This window comes from Candidatus Methylomirabilota bacterium, from assembly GCA_036002485.1.
Classification (GTDB): Bacteria; Methylomirabilota; Methylomirabilia; order Rokubacteriales; family CSP1-6; genus AR37.
The window spans coordinates 12,551-29,136 of sequence record DASYTI010000009.1; the positions used below are offsets into that span (position 1 = coordinate 12,551).

The 16,586-nt window shown below is 69.3% G+C and carries 14 protein-coding genes; all 14 read left to right on the forward strand.

Going from position 1 to position 16,586, the window contains the following annotated elements:
• Window positions 1–30: 30 nt before the first annotated feature.
• The 14 genes from VGT00_01375 to VGT00_01440 all read left to right on the forward strand — a co-directional run bounded on the left by VGT00_01375 (window position 31) and on the right by VGT00_01440 (window position 16,578).
• A complete protein-coding gene (locus VGT00_01375) occupies window positions 31–657 on the forward strand; it encodes a phosphoribosylanthranilate isomerase (GenBank protein ID HEV8530050.1) in 627 nt (208 codons plus the stop codon).
• On the forward strand, window positions 654–1,913 hold the full coding sequence (gene trpB, locus VGT00_01380; GenBank protein HEV8530051.1) for a tryptophan synthase subunit beta: 1,260 nt from the start codon (window positions 654–656) through the stop codon (window positions 1,911–1,913). The genes VGT00_01375 and trpB overlap by 4 nt, the downstream gene beginning before the upstream one ends.
• A complete protein-coding gene (trpA, locus tag VGT00_01385) occupies window positions 1,910–2,728 on the forward strand; it encodes a tryptophan synthase subunit alpha (protein ID HEV8530052.1) in 819 nt (272 codons plus the stop codon). Before trpB ends, trpA begins: the two co-directional genes overlap by 4 nt.
• A 251-nt stretch (window positions 2,729–2,979) precedes the next feature.
• Window positions 2,980–3,840 carry an acetyl-CoA carboxylase, carboxyltransferase subunit beta gene (accD, locus tag VGT00_01390; protein HEV8530053.1) on the forward strand — a complete coding sequence of 287 codons (861 nt, stop codon included), beginning with the start codon at window positions 2,980–2,982 and terminating at the stop codon, window positions 3,838–3,840.
• On the forward strand, window positions 3,837–5,138 hold the full coding sequence (locus VGT00_01395; protein ID HEV8530054.1) for a Mur ligase family protein: 1,302 nt from the start codon (window positions 3,837–3,839) through the stop codon (window positions 5,136–5,138). Before accD ends, VGT00_01395 begins: the two co-directional genes overlap by 4 nt.
• Before the next feature lie 14 nt (window positions 5,139–5,152).
• Window positions 5,153–7,393 carry an LPS assembly protein LptD gene (lptD, locus tag VGT00_01400; protein HEV8530055.1) on the forward strand — a complete coding sequence of 747 codons (2,241 nt, stop codon included), beginning with the start codon at window positions 5,153–5,155 and terminating at the stop codon, window positions 7,391–7,393.
• Window positions 7,390–8,493: a DegT/DnrJ/EryC1/StrS family aminotransferase gene (locus VGT00_01405; GenBank protein HEV8530056.1), complete on the forward strand. Its 1,104-nt coding sequence runs from the start codon at window positions 7,390–7,392 to the stop codon at window positions 8,491–8,493. The genes lptD and VGT00_01405 overlap by 4 nt, the downstream gene beginning before the upstream one ends.
• Before the next feature lie 8 nt (window positions 8,494–8,501).
• Window positions 8,502–9,812, forward strand: a complete 1,311-nt coding sequence (locus tag VGT00_01410; GenBank protein HEV8530057.1) for a nucleotide sugar dehydrogenase — start codon at window positions 8,502–8,504, stop codon at window positions 9,810–9,812.
• Window positions 9,813–9,819: 7 nt separating this feature from the next.
• Window positions 9,820–10,707, forward strand: a complete 888-nt coding sequence (locus tag VGT00_01415) for a decaprenyl-phosphate phosphoribosyltransferase (protein ID HEV8530058.1) — start codon at window positions 9,820–9,822, stop codon at window positions 10,705–10,707.
• Window positions 10,695–12,032 carry an FAD-binding oxidoreductase gene (locus VGT00_01420; protein ID HEV8530059.1) on the forward strand — a complete coding sequence of 446 codons (1,338 nt, stop codon included), beginning with the start codon at window positions 10,695–10,697 and terminating at the stop codon, window positions 12,030–12,032. Before VGT00_01415 ends, VGT00_01420 begins: the two co-directional genes overlap by 13 nt.
• The gene (locus tag VGT00_01425) at window positions 12,029–12,766 is read left to right on the forward strand and encodes an SDR family NAD(P)-dependent oxidoreductase (protein HEV8530060.1); all 738 of its coding nucleotides are present in this window, start codon (window positions 12,029–12,031) and stop codon (window positions 12,764–12,766) included. Before VGT00_01420 ends, VGT00_01425 begins: the two co-directional genes overlap by 4 nt.
• Before the next feature lie 19 nt (window positions 12,767–12,785).
• Window positions 12,786–14,207, forward strand: a complete 1,422-nt coding sequence (gltX, locus tag VGT00_01430) for a glutamate--tRNA ligase (protein ID HEV8530061.1) — start codon at window positions 12,786–12,788, stop codon at window positions 14,205–14,207.
• Window positions 14,204–14,971, forward strand: coding sequence for a histidine phosphatase family protein (locus VGT00_01435; GenBank protein HEV8530062.1), 768 nt, complete (start codon window positions 14,204–14,206; stop codon window positions 14,969–14,971). Before gltX ends, VGT00_01435 begins: the two co-directional genes overlap by 4 nt.
• Window positions 14,968–16,578: a Na/Pi cotransporter family protein gene (locus VGT00_01440; protein HEV8530063.1), complete on the forward strand. Its 1,611-nt coding sequence runs from the start codon at window positions 14,968–14,970 to the stop codon at window positions 16,576–16,578. The genes VGT00_01435 and VGT00_01440 overlap by 4 nt, the downstream gene beginning before the upstream one ends.
• The last annotated feature ends 8 nt before the right edge of the window (window positions 16,579–16,586 follow it).

A 16,586-nucleotide genomic window follows, 5' to 3' on the forward strand; every position in this document is an offset into this window, starting at 1 on the left:
GGCGAGGAGCCCGGTGAGGCGAGGGCTAATATGACCCGAGTCAAGATCTGCGGGATCACCAATGCCGCGGACGCGCGCGTGGCCGTGGAGGCGGGCGCCGACGCGCTCGGCTTCATCTTCGTCGAGGGGACGCCGCGGTATATCGCGCCCGCGGCCGCCGCGGAGATCATCGCCGGCCTGCCGCCCTTCGTGACGCCCGTGGGAGTGTTCTGGGATCATGCCGCTGGCCACGTCAAGGCCGTGGCGGAGGAGTGCCGTCTGGGCGCCCTGCAATTCCATGGCGACGAGCCCCCCGAGGCATTGGCCGGCTTCACGCTGCCCCTGATCAAGACCATCAAGGTGGGCGGCCCCGCCGACCTCGACGGACTCGAGCGCTACCGCGTGGCCGCCTTCCTCCTCGACTCGCCCGCCCGGTGGAGCGATGGCGAGAGACGAGAGCCCGTCCCGTGGGAGCTCGCCCGCCGCGTGCCGCGGCGCCATCCCGTCATTCTCTCGGCCGGGCTGACCCCGGACAATGTCGCCCGCGCCATCGCCGTGGCGCGCCCCTGGGGAGTGGATGTGGATTCCGGCGTCGAGGACCGGCCCGGGACCAAGAGTCCGGACAAGGTGCGTCGCTTCGTGGCCGCCGCCAAGTCGGCACCCCTGGAGGCCTCGTGACGAGGCGGATCGGCAATCCCTCCGCCCTGCCCGATGCCGCGGGCCACTTCGGCCGCTTCGGCGGGCGCTTCGTTCCGGAGACGCTCATGGCCCCGCTCCTCCAGCTCGACAAGGCGTATCGCGCCGCGAGCGGGGACGCCCGGTTCCGGACGCGTCTCCGGCAGCTTCTCGCGACCTACGCGGGCCGGCCCACGCCCCTCTACTTCGCCGAGCGGCTCACCAAGCGATGCGGCGGGGCCCGGATCTACCTCAAGCGCGAAGACCTGTGCCACACGGGAGCGCACAAGATCAACAATGTCCTGGGGCAGGCCCTCCTGGCCGAGCGGATGGACAAGCGCCGGGTCATCGCGGAGACAGGGGCCGGCCAGCACGGGGTGGCCGCCGCCACGGCCGCGGCGCTCCTCGGGCTCGAGTGCCAGGTCTACATGGGCAGCGTGGACATCGAGCGCCAGGCCCTCAATGTGTTTCGCATGAAGCTGCTGGGCGCCACCGTCATCCCGGTGGAGAGCGGCTCGCGCACGCTCAAGGATGCCGTCAACGAGGCGCTGCGCGACTGGGTGACCAATGTCCGGACGACGTACTACCTTCTGGGCTCGGCCATGGGCCCGCATCCCTATCCCATGATGGTGCGCGATTTCCACCGCGTCATCGGCGAGGAGACGCGAGGGCAAGCGCGGAAGCTGACGGGCAAGCTCCCTGATCTTCTCGTGGCCTGCGTGGGCGGGGGCTCCAACGCCATCGGCCTCTTCTGGCCCTTCATCCGCGACCCGCGCGTGCGCATCGTGGGCGTGGAGCCCGCGGGTCACGGTCTTTCCACGGGTCGCCACGGCGCCGCGCTCGGGGCGGGGGTGGTGGGCGTGCTCCACGGCAGCATGAGCTATCTTCTCCAGAACGACGACGGCCAGATCTCCGAGGCGCATTCGATCTCGGCGGGGCTCGACTACCCAGGCGTGGGACCCGAGCACGCGTACTACAAGGAGCAGGGCCGCTTCGAGTACGAGTCGGCCACCGACGCCGAGGCCCTCGACGCCTTCCAGGCCCTCGCCAAGCTCGAGGGCATCATGCCCGCGCTAGAGTCCGCGCATGCGGTGGCCTATGCGATGCGCGTGGCCGGCGGGATGAAAAAGAGCCAGCTCATCGTGGTCGGGCTCTCGGGTCGGGGCGACAAGGACGTGCACACGGTCGAGCAGGCGCTCGCCGGGAATGGACACGGGGTGGCGGCGGCGCGGGCCGCCTCGGCGGCAGGCCGGCGGTGACCACGACGGCGACCGGGCGCCTGGCCACCACGTTCGCCGCGCTCCGAGAGCGGGGTGAGCGCGCGCTCATCCCGTACTTCACCGCGGGCGACCCGTCCGTATCGCTCACGAAGCGGCTCGTGATCGAAGCCGCGCGGCGGGGCGCGGATATCGTCGAGCTGGGCGTGCCCTTCTCGGATCCTCTGGCCGACGGGCCGGTCATCCAGCGGGCCACTCAGCGGGCGCTCCAGGCCGGAGTCACGCTGCCCCGCGTGCTCGAGCTGGCGCGCGATCTCCGCGGCGACACGCCCGTGCCCGTCGTCTTCCTCACGTACTACAACCCCCTCCTGGCCTTCGGTCTCAAGGCCTTCTGCGTGACGGCGGTAGAGTGCGGCGTCGACGGCGTCATGGTGGCCGACCTGCCGCCCGAGGAAGCCCGCCCCCTGCGACGGGAAGCCGAGGCCGCGGGTCTCGACCTCATCCACTTCGTCGCCCCGACCTCCACGCCCGATCGGATGCGCGCGATCGCGCGGGCGGCCACCGGCTTCCTCTACATGGTCTCCTTGACCGGCGTCACGGGCGCGCGCGCCGAGCTGCCGCCCGATCTCCTGCAGCACCTGCGCACGCTTCGCGGCATCACCACCAAGCCCATCTGCGTGGGCTTCGGCATCGGCACTCCCGCGCAGGCGGCCGCGGTGGGACGCGCGGCCGACGGCGTCATCGTGGGCTCGGCCATCGTTCAGCTCGTCGAACGCTATGGCGGCTCCGAGGAGCTGGTCGGCCGGGTAGGGGACTTCATCGCTTCGCTCAAAGAGCCGCTGAGGGTGTCGGCCTAGGAGGCTGGCCCAATGATTTCCATGCTCTCGCGAGCAGGAGTGTTCCGCTTCGAGCGCCGGCTTGGCCGGCGCAGTACTCAGATTGCTCGCCTCGGACGGCGGGGCTTCCTCGTATGGCTCGCCTCGTACGCGGGGGCCCCCGCCCCCGGCCGTGCTGCGGCTCGCAATGCGCCCACGACGTCCTGCGGCTCGCCCTGCGTCGGGGGGAGGTTTCGGAAGGGGGGCGGAGCCCTCCTCCGAGCTACGTAGCCATGGCCTGGTTCTTCAAGGGCAAGGGAGAGCAAGAGGAGAGGCCCAAGAAGGTCAATATCGCCGAGGGCCTCTGGGTCAAGTGCGACTCCTGCAAGGAGATCGTCTATCGCGCCGAGGTGGACCGCGCCGGGCGCGTCTGCCCGAAGTGCCGTTACCCCTTCCGCATCACCGCCCCGGAGCGCATCGCCTCGCTGCTGGACGCGGGCTCCTTCGAGGAGCGCGAGATGGGACTTCGCTCGCGCGATCCCCTCGGCTTCAAGGACACCAAGCGCTACGTCGACCGCCTCAAGGCGGCGCGCGGCAAGACGGGTCTGGAGGAAGCCGTCATCACCGGACTCGGCCGCATCGCCGGCTACGAGGTCGCGGTGGGAGTGTTCGAGTTCGACTTCCTCGGCGGGAGCATGGCCTCGGTGGTCGGGGAGAAGCTCACGCGCCTCATCGAGCTCGCCGTGCAGAAGCGCGTGCCCGTCTTCATCGTGTCGGCCTCCGGAGGGGCACGGATGCAGGAGGGCATCCTATCGCTCATGCAGATGGCCAAGACCGCCTCCGCCCTCAAGCGGCTGGCCGACGAGCGTCTCCCCTATATCTCGCTGCTCACGGATCCGACGACGGGCGGCGTCACGGCCAGCTTCGCCATGCTGGGCGATCTCGTGCTGGCCGAGCCCCGCGCCCTCATCGGCTTCGCCGGCCCGCGCGTCATCGCCGAGACGATACGCCAGCCCCTGCCCGAGGGCTTCCAGCGCTCCGAGTTCCTCCTCGAGCACGGCCAGATCGACCTCGTGATCGAGCGCCAAGAGCTCCGAGACACGCTCCGCCGCATTCTCGCTTTCTTCGCGGGTCCCTCCCAGCCGGCTCCATGACCTACCGCGAGGCCGTGGCCCGCATCACCGGGCTGCGGGGCGGCGAGATGGCCGGGATGCGCCCCGGCCTCGAGCGCATCGAGACCCTGCTCGAGGCTGCGGGCCACCCCGAGCGGGCGATGACCCTGGTCCAGGTCGGTGGCACCAATGGCAAGGGCTCGGTGTGCGCCATGCTGGCGGCCATCCTCCAGGCCGCGGGGCGCCGGGTCGGGCTCTACACCTCGCCCCACCTCATCGATATCCGCGAGCGCATTCGCGTCGACGGCCGCTCGATCTCCGAACCCGATTTCGCCGACGGCGTGGAGGCGCTCGGCACCCTCGTCGCCCGCCTCGACGCGACCATGTTCGAGGCGCTGACCGCCCTTGCCCTTGATCACTTCGCCCGTGAAGGAGTCGAGGTGGCCGTGCTCGAGGTCGGCCTGGGTGGGCGGCTCGACTCGACCACGGTGGGCCGCCCGGCCGTCGAGGTCGTGAGCCGCATCGACCTCGATCACCAGGCCTACCTGGGCGACACCATCGAAGCCATCGCCGCGGAGAAAGCAGCCATCATCCGCAGCGGATCCGCGGTGTCAGCTAGACAGGAGCCCGGCGCCGAGTCGGTGATCGTCAGGCGCGCGGCCGAGGCCGGGGTGCCCCTCCTCCTCGAGGGACGGGATCTTCACGCCCGGGTGCGCCGGAGCGGGCTCGATGGCTTGTGGCTCGATCTCGAGGGGCCGCGCTTCGACCTCCGGGACGTGCGCGTGGGCCTCCTCGGAGTTTTTCAACCGGGCAATGCGCTCCTGGCCACCACCGCCGCGCATCTCCTTGGCGTGTCCGAAGCCGCCGTCCGCGCCGGCCTTGGGGCCGCCCGCTGGCCCGGGCGCTTCCAGATTTTGCCGGGGCCGCCTCCCCTCGTGCTCGATGGGGCGCACAATCCGGCCGGCGCGAGGGCCCTGGCCGCCTCGCTCGAAGCGTATTTCCCGGGGCGGCGCGGCACTTTCATCATCGGGATCTTTTCCGACAAGGATCAGGCTGGCATCCTGCTCCCCCTCTTGCCTTTGGCTCGGCGTGTCATCTTCACCGCCAGCGAGCACCCGCGGGCGGCTCCAGCGGCCTCAGTCAAGGCTCTGGCCGAGAGACTGCGCCCGGGCCTCATGACCGAGCTGGCTCCCACTCCCGCTGAGGCCCTACAGATGGCGCTTTCCGATCCACTTACCCCCATGGTTTGTGTGGCGGGTTCTCTATCCCTCATTGGTCCGACTCTCGTCCAAGCCACTGAAAAGACAGATATTTTTAGCGAAGGCAACTCCGGCCGCTGATAGGATGAGGGCCTGTGTCTCTAAAAAAGACGCCCAATCCCTGTCTGCCCGCGAGACTTGCGACACGGCTCGGCCCACTGGCCCTGGTGGCCGTGCTCTGCGGCCTCTACCCGCACGCGGAGACCTGGGCCCAGCAGCCTCCCCTGACACTCCAGGATAGCGGTGGCGAGACGAGCGTCGTCGCGGACCGCATCCAGCAGATCGGTGGCGATTCGAATCTGCTCCTGGCCACCGGCAACGTAGAGATCACGCGCGGAGGCAGCCGCCTCATCGCCGATCGGGTCGAGCTCAACCGCACCACGGGTGAGGCGGTGGCCCAGGGCAAGGTCGTCTTCTTCGACGGGCAGGACCGGCTCGTCGGCGAGCGCGTCGACTACAACCTCAATACCGGCACGGGCGTCGTCTACAAGGGCTCGGCCCAGATCCCGCCTTACTATCGCCTCTCCGCGGAGCGCTTCGACCGGATGGGGGAGAGCGTGTACGGCCTGCGCCAGGGCGTGTTCACGACGTGTGAAGGCGACGTGCCCGACTGGTCCGTCCATCTGGGCTCAGGGCAGGCCGACCTCGACGGGATAATCTTCGGGCGCGACGCCTCCTTCTGGGTCAAGAGCGTGCCCGTCATTCCCTGGTGGCCTTTCTTCGCGGCGGCCCTCAGACGCGAGCGCCAGTCGGGCTTCCTCTTTCCCGAGTTCGGTCAGAACTCGCGGAAGGGATACTTCGCCCGGGTGCCGTACTACTGGGCCATCAGCGACAGCCAGGACCTGACGATTGCCCTCGATACCTTCACGAAGCGGGGGATGGGCCTGGAGCTCGACTATCGCTACATCGTGTCGCGCGAGACGCAGGGGCAGATCACCGCCTTCGGCGTGAACGAATCCTTCCTCGACTCGCGCGGCTCGAAAGGGCTCGACGAGAACCGCGGCTGGATCCAGATCAGGCACGGCTGGCAGATCACGCCGAGCATGTCGCTCAAGATCGACTCGAACGTCACCTCTGACGACGACATCTACAAGACGTACGCCGACTCGACAGGCGCCCGGGTGCGGCAGCGGGCCGAGACCAATGTCTTCCTGACGCAGCGGTGGGAGTCGTGGAACCTCGTCGGCCGCGTGTACTGGTACCAGGATCTGACCACCCCGCGGCCCGTGGAGCTGCAGCGGGCGCCCGAGATCAAGCTAGAGGGCCTCCGCCAGCCCGTACCCGGAGTACCCGGGCTCCTCTACGAGACCCAGGCTTCCTTCGTCAGCTTCATTCGCGAGATCGGAAGCGAGGGCGTGCGAGGCGACTTCCACCCCCGGCTCCTCTACCCGATTCCCGTGGCGGGGCTCTTCACCGTGACGCCTTTCCTGGGGGGGCGTCTGACCTACTACAACAAGCGGGTGGTCGCGAGCGAGATCTCGCAGGGCCCCGGCAATGGCTATCCGGTCAGTGTCGAGAAGACGGTCGCCGATGACCGGGTCCGCCAGCAGGTCGAGGCTGGGGTACAGCTGGAGACCCGCGTCTCGCGCGTGTTCAATACGGACGGGGTCGCCGGCATCTCCGCGCTGCAGCACGTGATCGAGCCGCGCGCCACTTTCCTCGAGATTCGCGGCATCAACCAGAAGGACAATCCGCAGTACGAGCCCGGGGGCGGCCCCTCGGTCGGTCTGGATCCGGGCTACGAGGCGCGGACCGGCATCGACGCCCAGAACAAGGCCCACGAGGTCACGTACACCCTCGTCAATCGGTTGAACGCGCGCACGGTCTCGGGTCCCAACGAGGAGCCGGTGCGATGGGAGCTCGCGCGCCTCACCCTGAGCCAGACCTACAATTTCCTGCCCGTCTCCGAGCCTTTCAAGGACGCGGTGGCCGAGATCTTGATCCAGCCCAACGAGCACCTCCGTTTCCGCGCCGATGCCCGGTACAATGTCTACGGCCTGGGTGTCCGGGACGCGAACGCCGATATCAGCGCCATCTTCCGCGACTTCTCGGTCACCCTGGGGCCGCGCTTCAACGAGCAGGGGGGCTTCCGCTTCCTCCAGGCTTCCGCGACCGCGCGGCTGACACGCTTTCTGAACGTCAAAACCGCTAGCTACTGGGACTTGACCAACGGCAGGGCCACGGAGGCCCGAGGAGGGCTCGACATCCACTTCGACTGCTGGGCGATCAGCGTAGAAGTCATTCACCGCTACGCCTCGGACGATGAGATCCGGTTCTCCGTCAATCTCCTCGGGGTCGGTCAGGTGGGCACGAGCGGTCGCGCGGCCAGCCGATGATCCCCCAGATCGACCTCAAGCGGCAGCACGATGCGCTGAAAGCCGAGCTGATGGCGGCGGCAGAGCGCGTGCTCGGCTCTTGCCGGTTCATCCTCGGGCCCGAGGGCGCGGCCCTCGAGAGCGAGCTGGCCCGGCTCTGCGGCGTCGCGCACGGCATGGGGGTCGCGTCGGGCACCGACGCCCTCGTCATTGCCCTCAGGGCGGTTGGCGTGCGGCCAGGGGACGAGGTCATCACCTCGGCCTTTTCCTTCGTGGCTTCGGCGACCGCCGTGCTCATGGTGGGGGCGCGGCCGGTCTTCGTGGACATCGATCCCGCGACCTACAACCTGGATCCCGCGCTGGCGGAAAAGGCGGTGACGCCGCGCACTCGCGCCATCGTGCCCGTCCACCTCTATGGTCAGCCCGCCGCCATGGACGCGATCGCCGCTCTCGGCCGCGCCCACGGCCTGGCCGTGGTGGAGGACGCCGCGCAGGCGGTGGGAGCCTCGTATGGCGACAAGCCGGCCGGGGCCTGGGGCGACGCCGCGTGCCTGTCGTTCTATCCCACGAAGAACCTCGGCGGCTGCGGCGACGGGGGCATGATCCTGACCCCGCGTGAGGACGTGGCCCAGCAGGTGCGCCGGCTCCGTGATCATGGATCGGCGCGCAAGTACGAGCACGTGGAGCTCGGCTACTCGAGCCGACTGGACGAGCTCCAGGCCGCGCTCCTCCGGGTGAAGCTCCGGCGCCTCGAGGAGTGGAACCAGTCGCGACGAAGGATCGCCTCCCGCTACCGGGAGCTGCTGAGGGGGGCGCCGCTCGTTCTGCCCGAGGAGCGCGCGCCCGCTCGCCACGTCTACCACCAGTTCACCGTGCGGACGCCGAAGCGAGACGCCCTCGCCATGGCCCTGGCCGATTCCGGCATCGGCACCGCTGTCCACTACCCGATCGCCATTCCCGATCAGCCCATGTTCGCCGTGGCTGATCCCGATCGGACCTTCGCGCACGCCACGCGGGCCTCCGCCGAGGTGCTGTCCCTGCCGTGCTTTCCGGAGCTGACCGACGCGGAGGTCGAGCTGATCGCCCGCGTGATCCGCGACGCGCTCGGGCGGCTTCATTGAGCGCGCCCATGGGCCAGGTGGGGGAGGACCTCAAGCAGCGGCTCGAGCGGCGGGACGCCACCATCGGCATCATCGGGCTCGGCTATGTCGGGCTGCCTCTGGCCGTGGCCTTTGCCAAGGCGGGCCTGCCCGTGATCGGGGTCGACGCGGACCCGGGCCGCGCGGCGATGATTCGGGCCGGGGTGAGTCCGGTCGAGGACGTGCCGAGCGACGAACTGGCGCCCCTCGTCACCGCGAAGCGTCTGGTCGTGGCCGACGGGATCGAGGCGCTCACGGCCGCCGACGCCATCATCATCTGCGTGCCCACGCCGCTGGGCAAGTCCAAGGAGCCCGACATCTCCCACATCGTGGCGGCCGCGGAAGATGTGGCGCGCATCCTGCGCGCTGGCCAGCTCATCGTGCTGGAGTCCACGACGTATCCAGGGACGACCGAGGAAGTGCTGCTGCCCCGCTTCGCCGCCTCGGGGCTCACGGTCGGCCACCAGTTCTTCCTCGCCTTCTCCCCGGAGCGCATCGATCCTGGCAACCGCCGGTACGGGCTCACCAACATTCCCAAGGTCGTGGGGGGCGTCACCTCGTCCTGCCTGGCCCTGGCCTCCGCGCTCTACGGGCAGATCGTCGAGCGCATCGTGCCCGTCTCCTCGCCCCAGGCGGCGGAGCTGGTCAAGCTCTTCGAGAACATATTCCGCAGCGTCAATATCGCGCTCGTCAATGAGCTGGCCATCATGTGCCGGCGGCTCGGGCTCTCGGTGTGGGAGATCATCGAGGCCGCCTCCACCAAGCCCTTCGGCTTCATGTCCTTCCAGCCCGGACCCGGCATCGGCGGCCACTGCTTGCCCAGCGATCCCTACTACCTCTCGTGGCGGGCGCGCATGATGGGCTACGAGGCCCGCTTCATCGCCTTCGCCGACGAGATCAACCGGGGCATGCCGGCCTACACCGTACAGCTTGCCACGGACGCCCTCAATGACCTGGGCCGCCCCCTCAAGGGCTCACGCCTGCTCGTGCTCGGGGTCGCCTACAAGGCGGGGGTGGGGGACGTGCGCGATTCGCCCGCGGTGGAGATCATCGACGCCCTCGTCCTGCGGGGGGCGCGCGTGGACTATGCCGACCCCCACGTGCCCACGCTCACGGTGGGGAGCCGGTCGCTGACCGCGGTGGACTGGACGGCGGCCCTCGGATCCTACGATCTGGTGCTCGTCCTGACCGCCCATCGCGAGTTCGACCCCGTCCGCCTCGTGCGCGAAGCGCGGCTGGTCCTCGACACGCGCAATCTCACGGGACCGCTGGGTGCCCAGCCGCATGTGATCCGCTTGTAAGGACGGGATGAGCATCCTTGCCGCCGTCCTGAGGTCGCTCCGTCCCCGCCAGTGGGTCAAGAACCTCTTCGTCTTTGCCGGCGTGGTCTTCGCGCAACAGGTATTCACGCCGCTGGCCTGGCGCGCCGCCGCCGCCTTCGTCATCTTCTGCGGGCTCAGCGGGGCCATATATCTGTTCAACGATGTCGCCGACGTCGACAAGGACCGCTTGCACCCGCAGAAAAAGCTGCGCCCCGTCGCCGCGGGCGCGCTGTCCATCCGCGCGGCCGTGGCCATCGGCGTCGTGCTCTCCGCCGCCTGCCTGGCCGCCGCTTTCTCGCTCTCGCCCGTCTTCGGCCTGACCGCGCTCGGCTATGCCCTTCTCCTGACCGCGTACTCGGCCTGGCTCAAGCACCTCGTCATCCTGGACGTGCTGACCGTGGCCACCGGCTTCGTGCTGCGCGCGGTGGCGGGGGCGGTGGCGGTGGACGTGGAAATCTCGGGCTGGCTCCTCATCTGCACCATCCAGATCGCGCTCTTCCTGGCTCTCGGCAAGCGCCGCCACGAATTCCTGTCCCTCACGGGGGAGGCGGCGGCCCACCGGCCCATCCTGGCCGAGTACAGCGAGGGCTTCCTGGACCAGATGATCTCGGTGGTCACCGCCTCGACGGTGACGGCCTATGCCCTCTACACCATGTCGGCGGACACCGTGGCCAAGTTTCACACGCGGCTTCTGCCCCTCACCCTGCCCTTCGTGCTCTACGGCATCTTCCGCTACCTCTACCTCCTGTACCGGCGGGATCTCGGGGGCAATCCCTCCGATCTGCTCGTGACCGACCGCGCGCTCCTCCTCGATGCCGTTCTCTGGATGCTCGCCACCCTCGCCATCATCTACGGCCCGCGATGGATGGGCTGAGCCTCGAGACCGTCGCGGGCTGGGGTCGCCATCCGGTCTGCCGCGCGGCGGTGGCGCGACCGGAGCGATTGAGGCTTCCGCGCGCCGGCCGCGTGCTTCCGCGCGGGCTCGGGCGGTCCTATGGCGACGCCGCGGTGCCCGCCTCCGCCCAGTCCCTCGTTCTCGAGACGGTGCGGGCCGACCGCATCCTGGCCTTCGAGCCTTCCACGGGGGCCCTGACCTGCGAGGCGGGGCTCTCGCTCGCGGAGATTCTCCGGGTCTTCGTGCCGCGGGGCTGGTTCACGCCGGTGAGCCCGGGGACGAAGTTCGTGACCGTGGGCGGCTGCGTCGCCTCCGACGTGCACGGCAAGAACCATCACCGTGACGGATCCTTCGGCGGATTCGTGGGCCGCCTCGTGATCGAGACGGCCGACGGGCGCCTCGTGGAATGCGGCCCCGACCGCGAGCGTGAGCTCTTTCTCGCCACGGTCGGCGGCATGGGACTGACGGGGCTGATCACGGAGGCGACGATCCGCCTCAAGCCCATCGAGACGCCGTGGATGTTCGTTGAAACAGAACCGGCCGCCGGACTGACCGAGATGCTCGATCGGCTGAGACATGCCGGCAAGGACTGGCCGTATACCGTGGGCTGGATCGACTGCCTGGCCACCGGGTCCGGCCTCGGGCGCGGCATCGTGATCCGCGGCCGCCACGCCTCGCGCGGCGAGGCGCCGGGCGTTCCGCCTCGCGAGAACACTCCGCGCGCCGTCCCCTTCGACGGGCCCGCATGGCTCTTGAGCCCGGCGCTCATGCGGGCCTTCAACACGGCCTACTACCGGATCCAGTGCCGGAGAACGGGCGGGCGCCTCGTGTCCCATGACGCCTTCTTCTACCCGCTCGACTCCCTCCGGGACTGGAACCGCCTCTATGGCCGCCACGGCTTTCTCCAGTACCAGTGTGTGGTGCCGCGCGCGGCGGGCGCGCCCGTGCTCTCGGAGCTCCTCGATCGTCTGAGCCGGGCCGGGGCGGCGTCCTTTCTCGCGGTGATCAAGGATTTTGGCCCGGAGTCCGACGCGTATCTGTCCTTTCCCCTCGAGGGCACGACGCTCGCGCTGGATCTGCCGTACCGTGGCCCCGCCACCGAGGACCTCGTCCATCTGCTCAACGCCACGGTGATCCGCGCGGGGGGCCGGATCTATCTGGCCAAGGACGCCGCCACCCGCCGGGAGGATTTCGAGCGCATGGTGCCTCGGCTGCCCGAGTGGCGGCGCGTGCGGGATCGGTGGGATCCGGAGCATCGATTCGGCTCGGCCCTGTCGGCGCGCCTGCTCGGAGATGAATCGTGAAGGCCGTGATGGTTGGTGCCACGCGCGGCATGGGACGGGCCCTGGCGCGGCTTCTCGCCGGCCGCGGCGACGCCCTGGCCCTCCTCGGACGGGACCCGAATGAGCTCCTGACGTCCTCCCGGGATCTCGTGGCGCGCGGCGCGAGCGGACCGGTGCCGACGGGCCATCTCGACCTGGCGGAGCCCGCGGGCTTCGAGGCAGCCCTCGACGCGGCCGATCGCGCCCTGGGCAGCTTCGACGCGCTGATCGTGACGGGCGGCGACTTCGCCCCCCAGGAGACGCTCGAGCGCGACACCGCGCGTCTCGCCCGGCTCCTCGAGGTCAATTTCACGGGCACGGTGGTGCTCTGCCAGCAGACCGCCGAGCGGCTGGCCCGCCGCGGTGGCGGCACGATCTGCGCGTTCAGCTCGGTGGCGGGCGATCGGGCACGGCGAGGCAACTATCTGTACGGCGCCTCCAAGGCGGGCCTGTCAGCTTATCTCGACGGACTCGGGCTCGCCTACGCCGACCGCGGAGTACGCGTGGTCTCGGTGCGACCCGGTTTCGTCAAGACGGCCATGACGGTGGGGCTGCCCGTGCCTCCCTTCGCGGGTGAGCCGGAGTCGGTGGCGCGCGTGGTTCTCCGCGCCCTCGACCGGGGAAAGCCGGTGGTCTATGCTCCGCCCATCTGGCGCTGGGTGATGCTCGTCATCCGGCTGCTTCCGCGTGCGGTCATGCGCCGGGCTCGCTTCTAACGCGGTAAGATGATCACGTATGCCTGACACCGTCAGAGTTCGTTTCGCGCCGAGTCCCACGGGCTCCTTTCACGTGGGCAGCGCTCGCACCGCGCTCTTCAACTGGGCCTTCGCCCGGCGGCACCAGGGCGTGTTCGTGCTGCGCATCGAGGACACGGACCGCTCGCGCTCGACCGAGGAGTACCTCGCCCCCATCCTCGACGTCCTCCGCTGGCTCGGGCTCGAATGGGACGAGGGGCCGCCCGCTCCCGGCTATCGCCAGACCGAGCGCTTCGAGATCTACCGCGCGCACGCCGAGCGGCTCCTCGCGGAGGGCGGCGCCTATCGCTGCCGCTGCACGCCCGAGATCCTCAACGCGTTGCGGAAAGAGGCGCAGGCGCGCGGCGAGACCTTCCGCTACCCCGGCACCTGCCGCGACGCGAAGGTTCCCGCCTCCGAGCCCCACGCGCTGAGGCTCAAGGTGCCGACGGGCGGGCAGACGGTGGTCGAGGACGCCGTACTGGGCACCGTCACCTTCGACAACGACACGCTCGACGACTGGATCCTCGTGCGCACCGACGGCACGCCGACCTATAACTTCTGCGTGGTCGTCGATGACCTGACCATGAAGATCACCCACGTCATCCGGGGCAATGATCACCTCAACAACACGCCCAAGCAGCTCGCCTGCTATGCGGCCCTGGGCTATCCCGCCCCCGTCTTCGCCCACCTGCCCATGATCCTGGCCGCCGACCGCAGCAAGATGTCCAAGCGCCACGGCGCCACCACCGTCGAGGAGTACAGGGATCAGGGCATTCCGCGGGAGGCCCTCGTCAATTACCTGGCGCGGCTCGGTTGGTCCCACGGGGACCAGGAGATTCTCTCGCCCGAGGAGATCGCCGCGCACTTCGATCTCGCCCATGTCGGCAAGGCGGGCGCCGTCTTCGACCGCGACAAGCTCCTCTGGCTCTCCCTCGAGTGGATCAAGATGATGCCGCCCGAGCGCCTGGCCGTCGAGCTCGAGCCCTTTCTCGCGCGGGCCGGGCTGCCCGTCCCTGCCGATCGCGTGCACCTCGCCCGGATCGCCGACAGCCTCAAGGAGCGCTCGCACACCTTCGTCGAGATGGCCGAGCAGGCCGCGTTCTATTTCCGTCCGCCCCCGGCCTATGATCCGCAGGCCGCCGCGAAGTTCTGGACGGCCGAGGCGCCGCATCGCTATGCCGTGCTGATCAAGCGCATCCAGGCTCAGGAAGCTTTCGACCCCGCGAGCCTCGAGGCTCTCGTTCGCGGCCTGGCCGCCGAGATGGGGCTCAAGCTCGTGGACCTGGCCCAGCTCACGCGCATCGCCATCACGGGCAAGACCGAAAGCCCGCCCATCTTCCAGGTGGCGGCGCTCCTGGGCAAGGCGGAGACGCTGGCCCGGCTCGAGGCGGCCCTGACTGCGGTGGAGCGCCGACGATGAGCCATCTTCTCCTGGCCCGGCACGGGCAGTCGGTCTCGAACGCCATCCGCCGCTTCCAGGGCAGCCAGGACGTGGAGCTGTCGGATCTCGGCGCGCGCCAGGCCGAGGCGCTGGCGCGCGTTCTCCAGAGCCGGCCCGTGGTCGCCGTCTACACGAGCCCGCTCGCGCGGGCACGACGCACGGCCGAGATCGCCGCGGCCGGCACCGATGTGCCCGTCACGCCCGTCGAGGATCTCCGCGAGCTTTGTCTGGGGGAGTGGGAGGGGCGGACGGTCGAGGAGATCCGCGCCTTGCCGGGCGATCCTTACGCCCAGTGGGTGCGGGATCCCGTCGCCTGTCTGCCTCCGGGAGGCGAGCCGCTTGCGGACGTGCAAGCTCGCGTGGTCAGGGCCATGGCCGAGATCGCCCGGGCGCATCCCAATGGCCGGCAAGTGCTGGTGGTGTGCCACGGCGGCGTCATCAGCGCTTATCTCGCCCATTGCCTCGGGCTGCCCCTGTCCTCGATCTGGCGACTGACGGTATCCAACGGCTCGCTTACCGAAGTGAGGCCGCCGCGCGTACACTCCGTCAACAACACCCGGCATCTGGCAGCTGTAGTTCGAGGTGCAGCCGAAGGCGAGCCGAGGGCTGAGTTGATCGTTCGAGGTGCAGCCGAAGGCGAGCCGAGGGCTGAGTTGATCGTTCGAGGTGCAGCCGAAGGCGAGCCGAGGGCTGAGTCAGACATCGCCCTGGGCTACCCGACGCCCACGCCTCGCGCCCCATGATCCTCCTGGCCCTCTTCGGCGGCGTGGCCCTGCTCCTCTACGGCATGCAGCTCTGTGGCGAAGGGCTCCAGCGCGCGGCGGGAGGCCACCTGCGGCACTTGCTGACGAGCGCCACGCGCACGCGGCTCAACGCCGTGTGCTCCGGCGCGCTGGCCACGGTTCTCCTGCAGTCTTCCTCGGCGACCACGCTGATGGTCATCGGCTTCGTCTCGGCCGGACTCATGACGTTCCGTCAGTCGCTGGGCGTCATTCTGGGCGCCGACATCGGCACGACCCTCACCGTCCAGCTCCTCGCCTTCAAGATCCAGGATCTGGCCCTGCTCCTCGTGGCGGCGGGATTCGGGCTCACCTTCTTTGGCCGGCGCGGCCTCGTCAAGAGCGTGGGCCAGGCCGTGCTGGGCTTCGGCTTCGTCTTCCTCGGGATGCGCCTCATGACCGAGGCGGTGGCTCCGGTGGCGGAGAGCGGGCTGGCGCGACAGGTGCTGGTGGCGCTGTCGGCGAATGCCGGCCTGGGCCTTCTCGTCGGCGCGGCATTCAGCGCCGGCATGTCCTCGTCGGCCGCGACCATCGGGATCATTCTCTCGCTCGCGAACCAGGGGCTCCTGCCTCTCAGCGGCGCGATTCCCGTGGTGCTCGGCGCCAATATCGGGACGTGCGCCACCGCGCTGACGGCGAGCCTGCGCTCCTCGGCCGAGGCCCGGCGCGTGGCCTTCGCCCACATCGCCTTCAAGGTGCTCGGGGTGGCCCTCGTGTTCCCCTTCATTCACCCCCTGGCTGTCCTCGTGGGCGCCACGGCGAGCGATGCCGCGCGCCAGGTTGCCAACACGCATACGCTCTTCAATGTGGCGATCAGCGCCGTGTTCCTGCCCTTCGCGCCATGGGCCGCGCGCATGATCACGGCCATGGTGCCCGACGACATCACCACCGCCGACAACCCCTTCAAGACCCGCTATCTCGACGACCGCTACCTCGACCAGCCCGGGCTGGCCCTGGGGCAGGCGACGCGCGAGGCTCTGCGCATGGGCGACGTGGCCCAGGGCATGCTGCGGGACGCCATGCTCGTCCTGCGCAGCGACAACCAGGAGCTCCTGGAAGACGTCGAGCGGCGCGACGACCAGCTCGACTACCTCGAACGGGAGATCAAGCTCTTCCTCTCGCGCCTGGGTCAGGAGACCATGTCCCCGGACCTGACCCGCAAGGAGATCGGGCTCATCTCCATGATCGGCAATCTCGAGAACATCGGCGACATCATCGACAAGAACCTCATGGAGCTCGCCCGCAAGAAGCTCTATCAGGGGCGGCGCTTCTCGGAGGCGGGGGAGGCCGAGCTGCTGGAGTTCCACGGCATGATCTCCAAGAACCTCGAGCGCGCCATCGCGGCCTTCGCGGCGAGCGACCGGGCCCTCGCCCAGGAAGTGCTCGACCAGCGACCGTTCATCCGTCAGCGCGAGCGCGAGCTTCGAAGCTCGCACCTGGCCCGGCTCCGGCAGGGGCTGGCGGAGTCGCTCGAAACCTCCGAGATCCACCTCGACGTGCTGACCAATCTGAAGCGTATCTCCTCGCACATCACCCAGCTCGTCTTCCCCATCCTAGAAGAGGACGCATAGGGGATCTG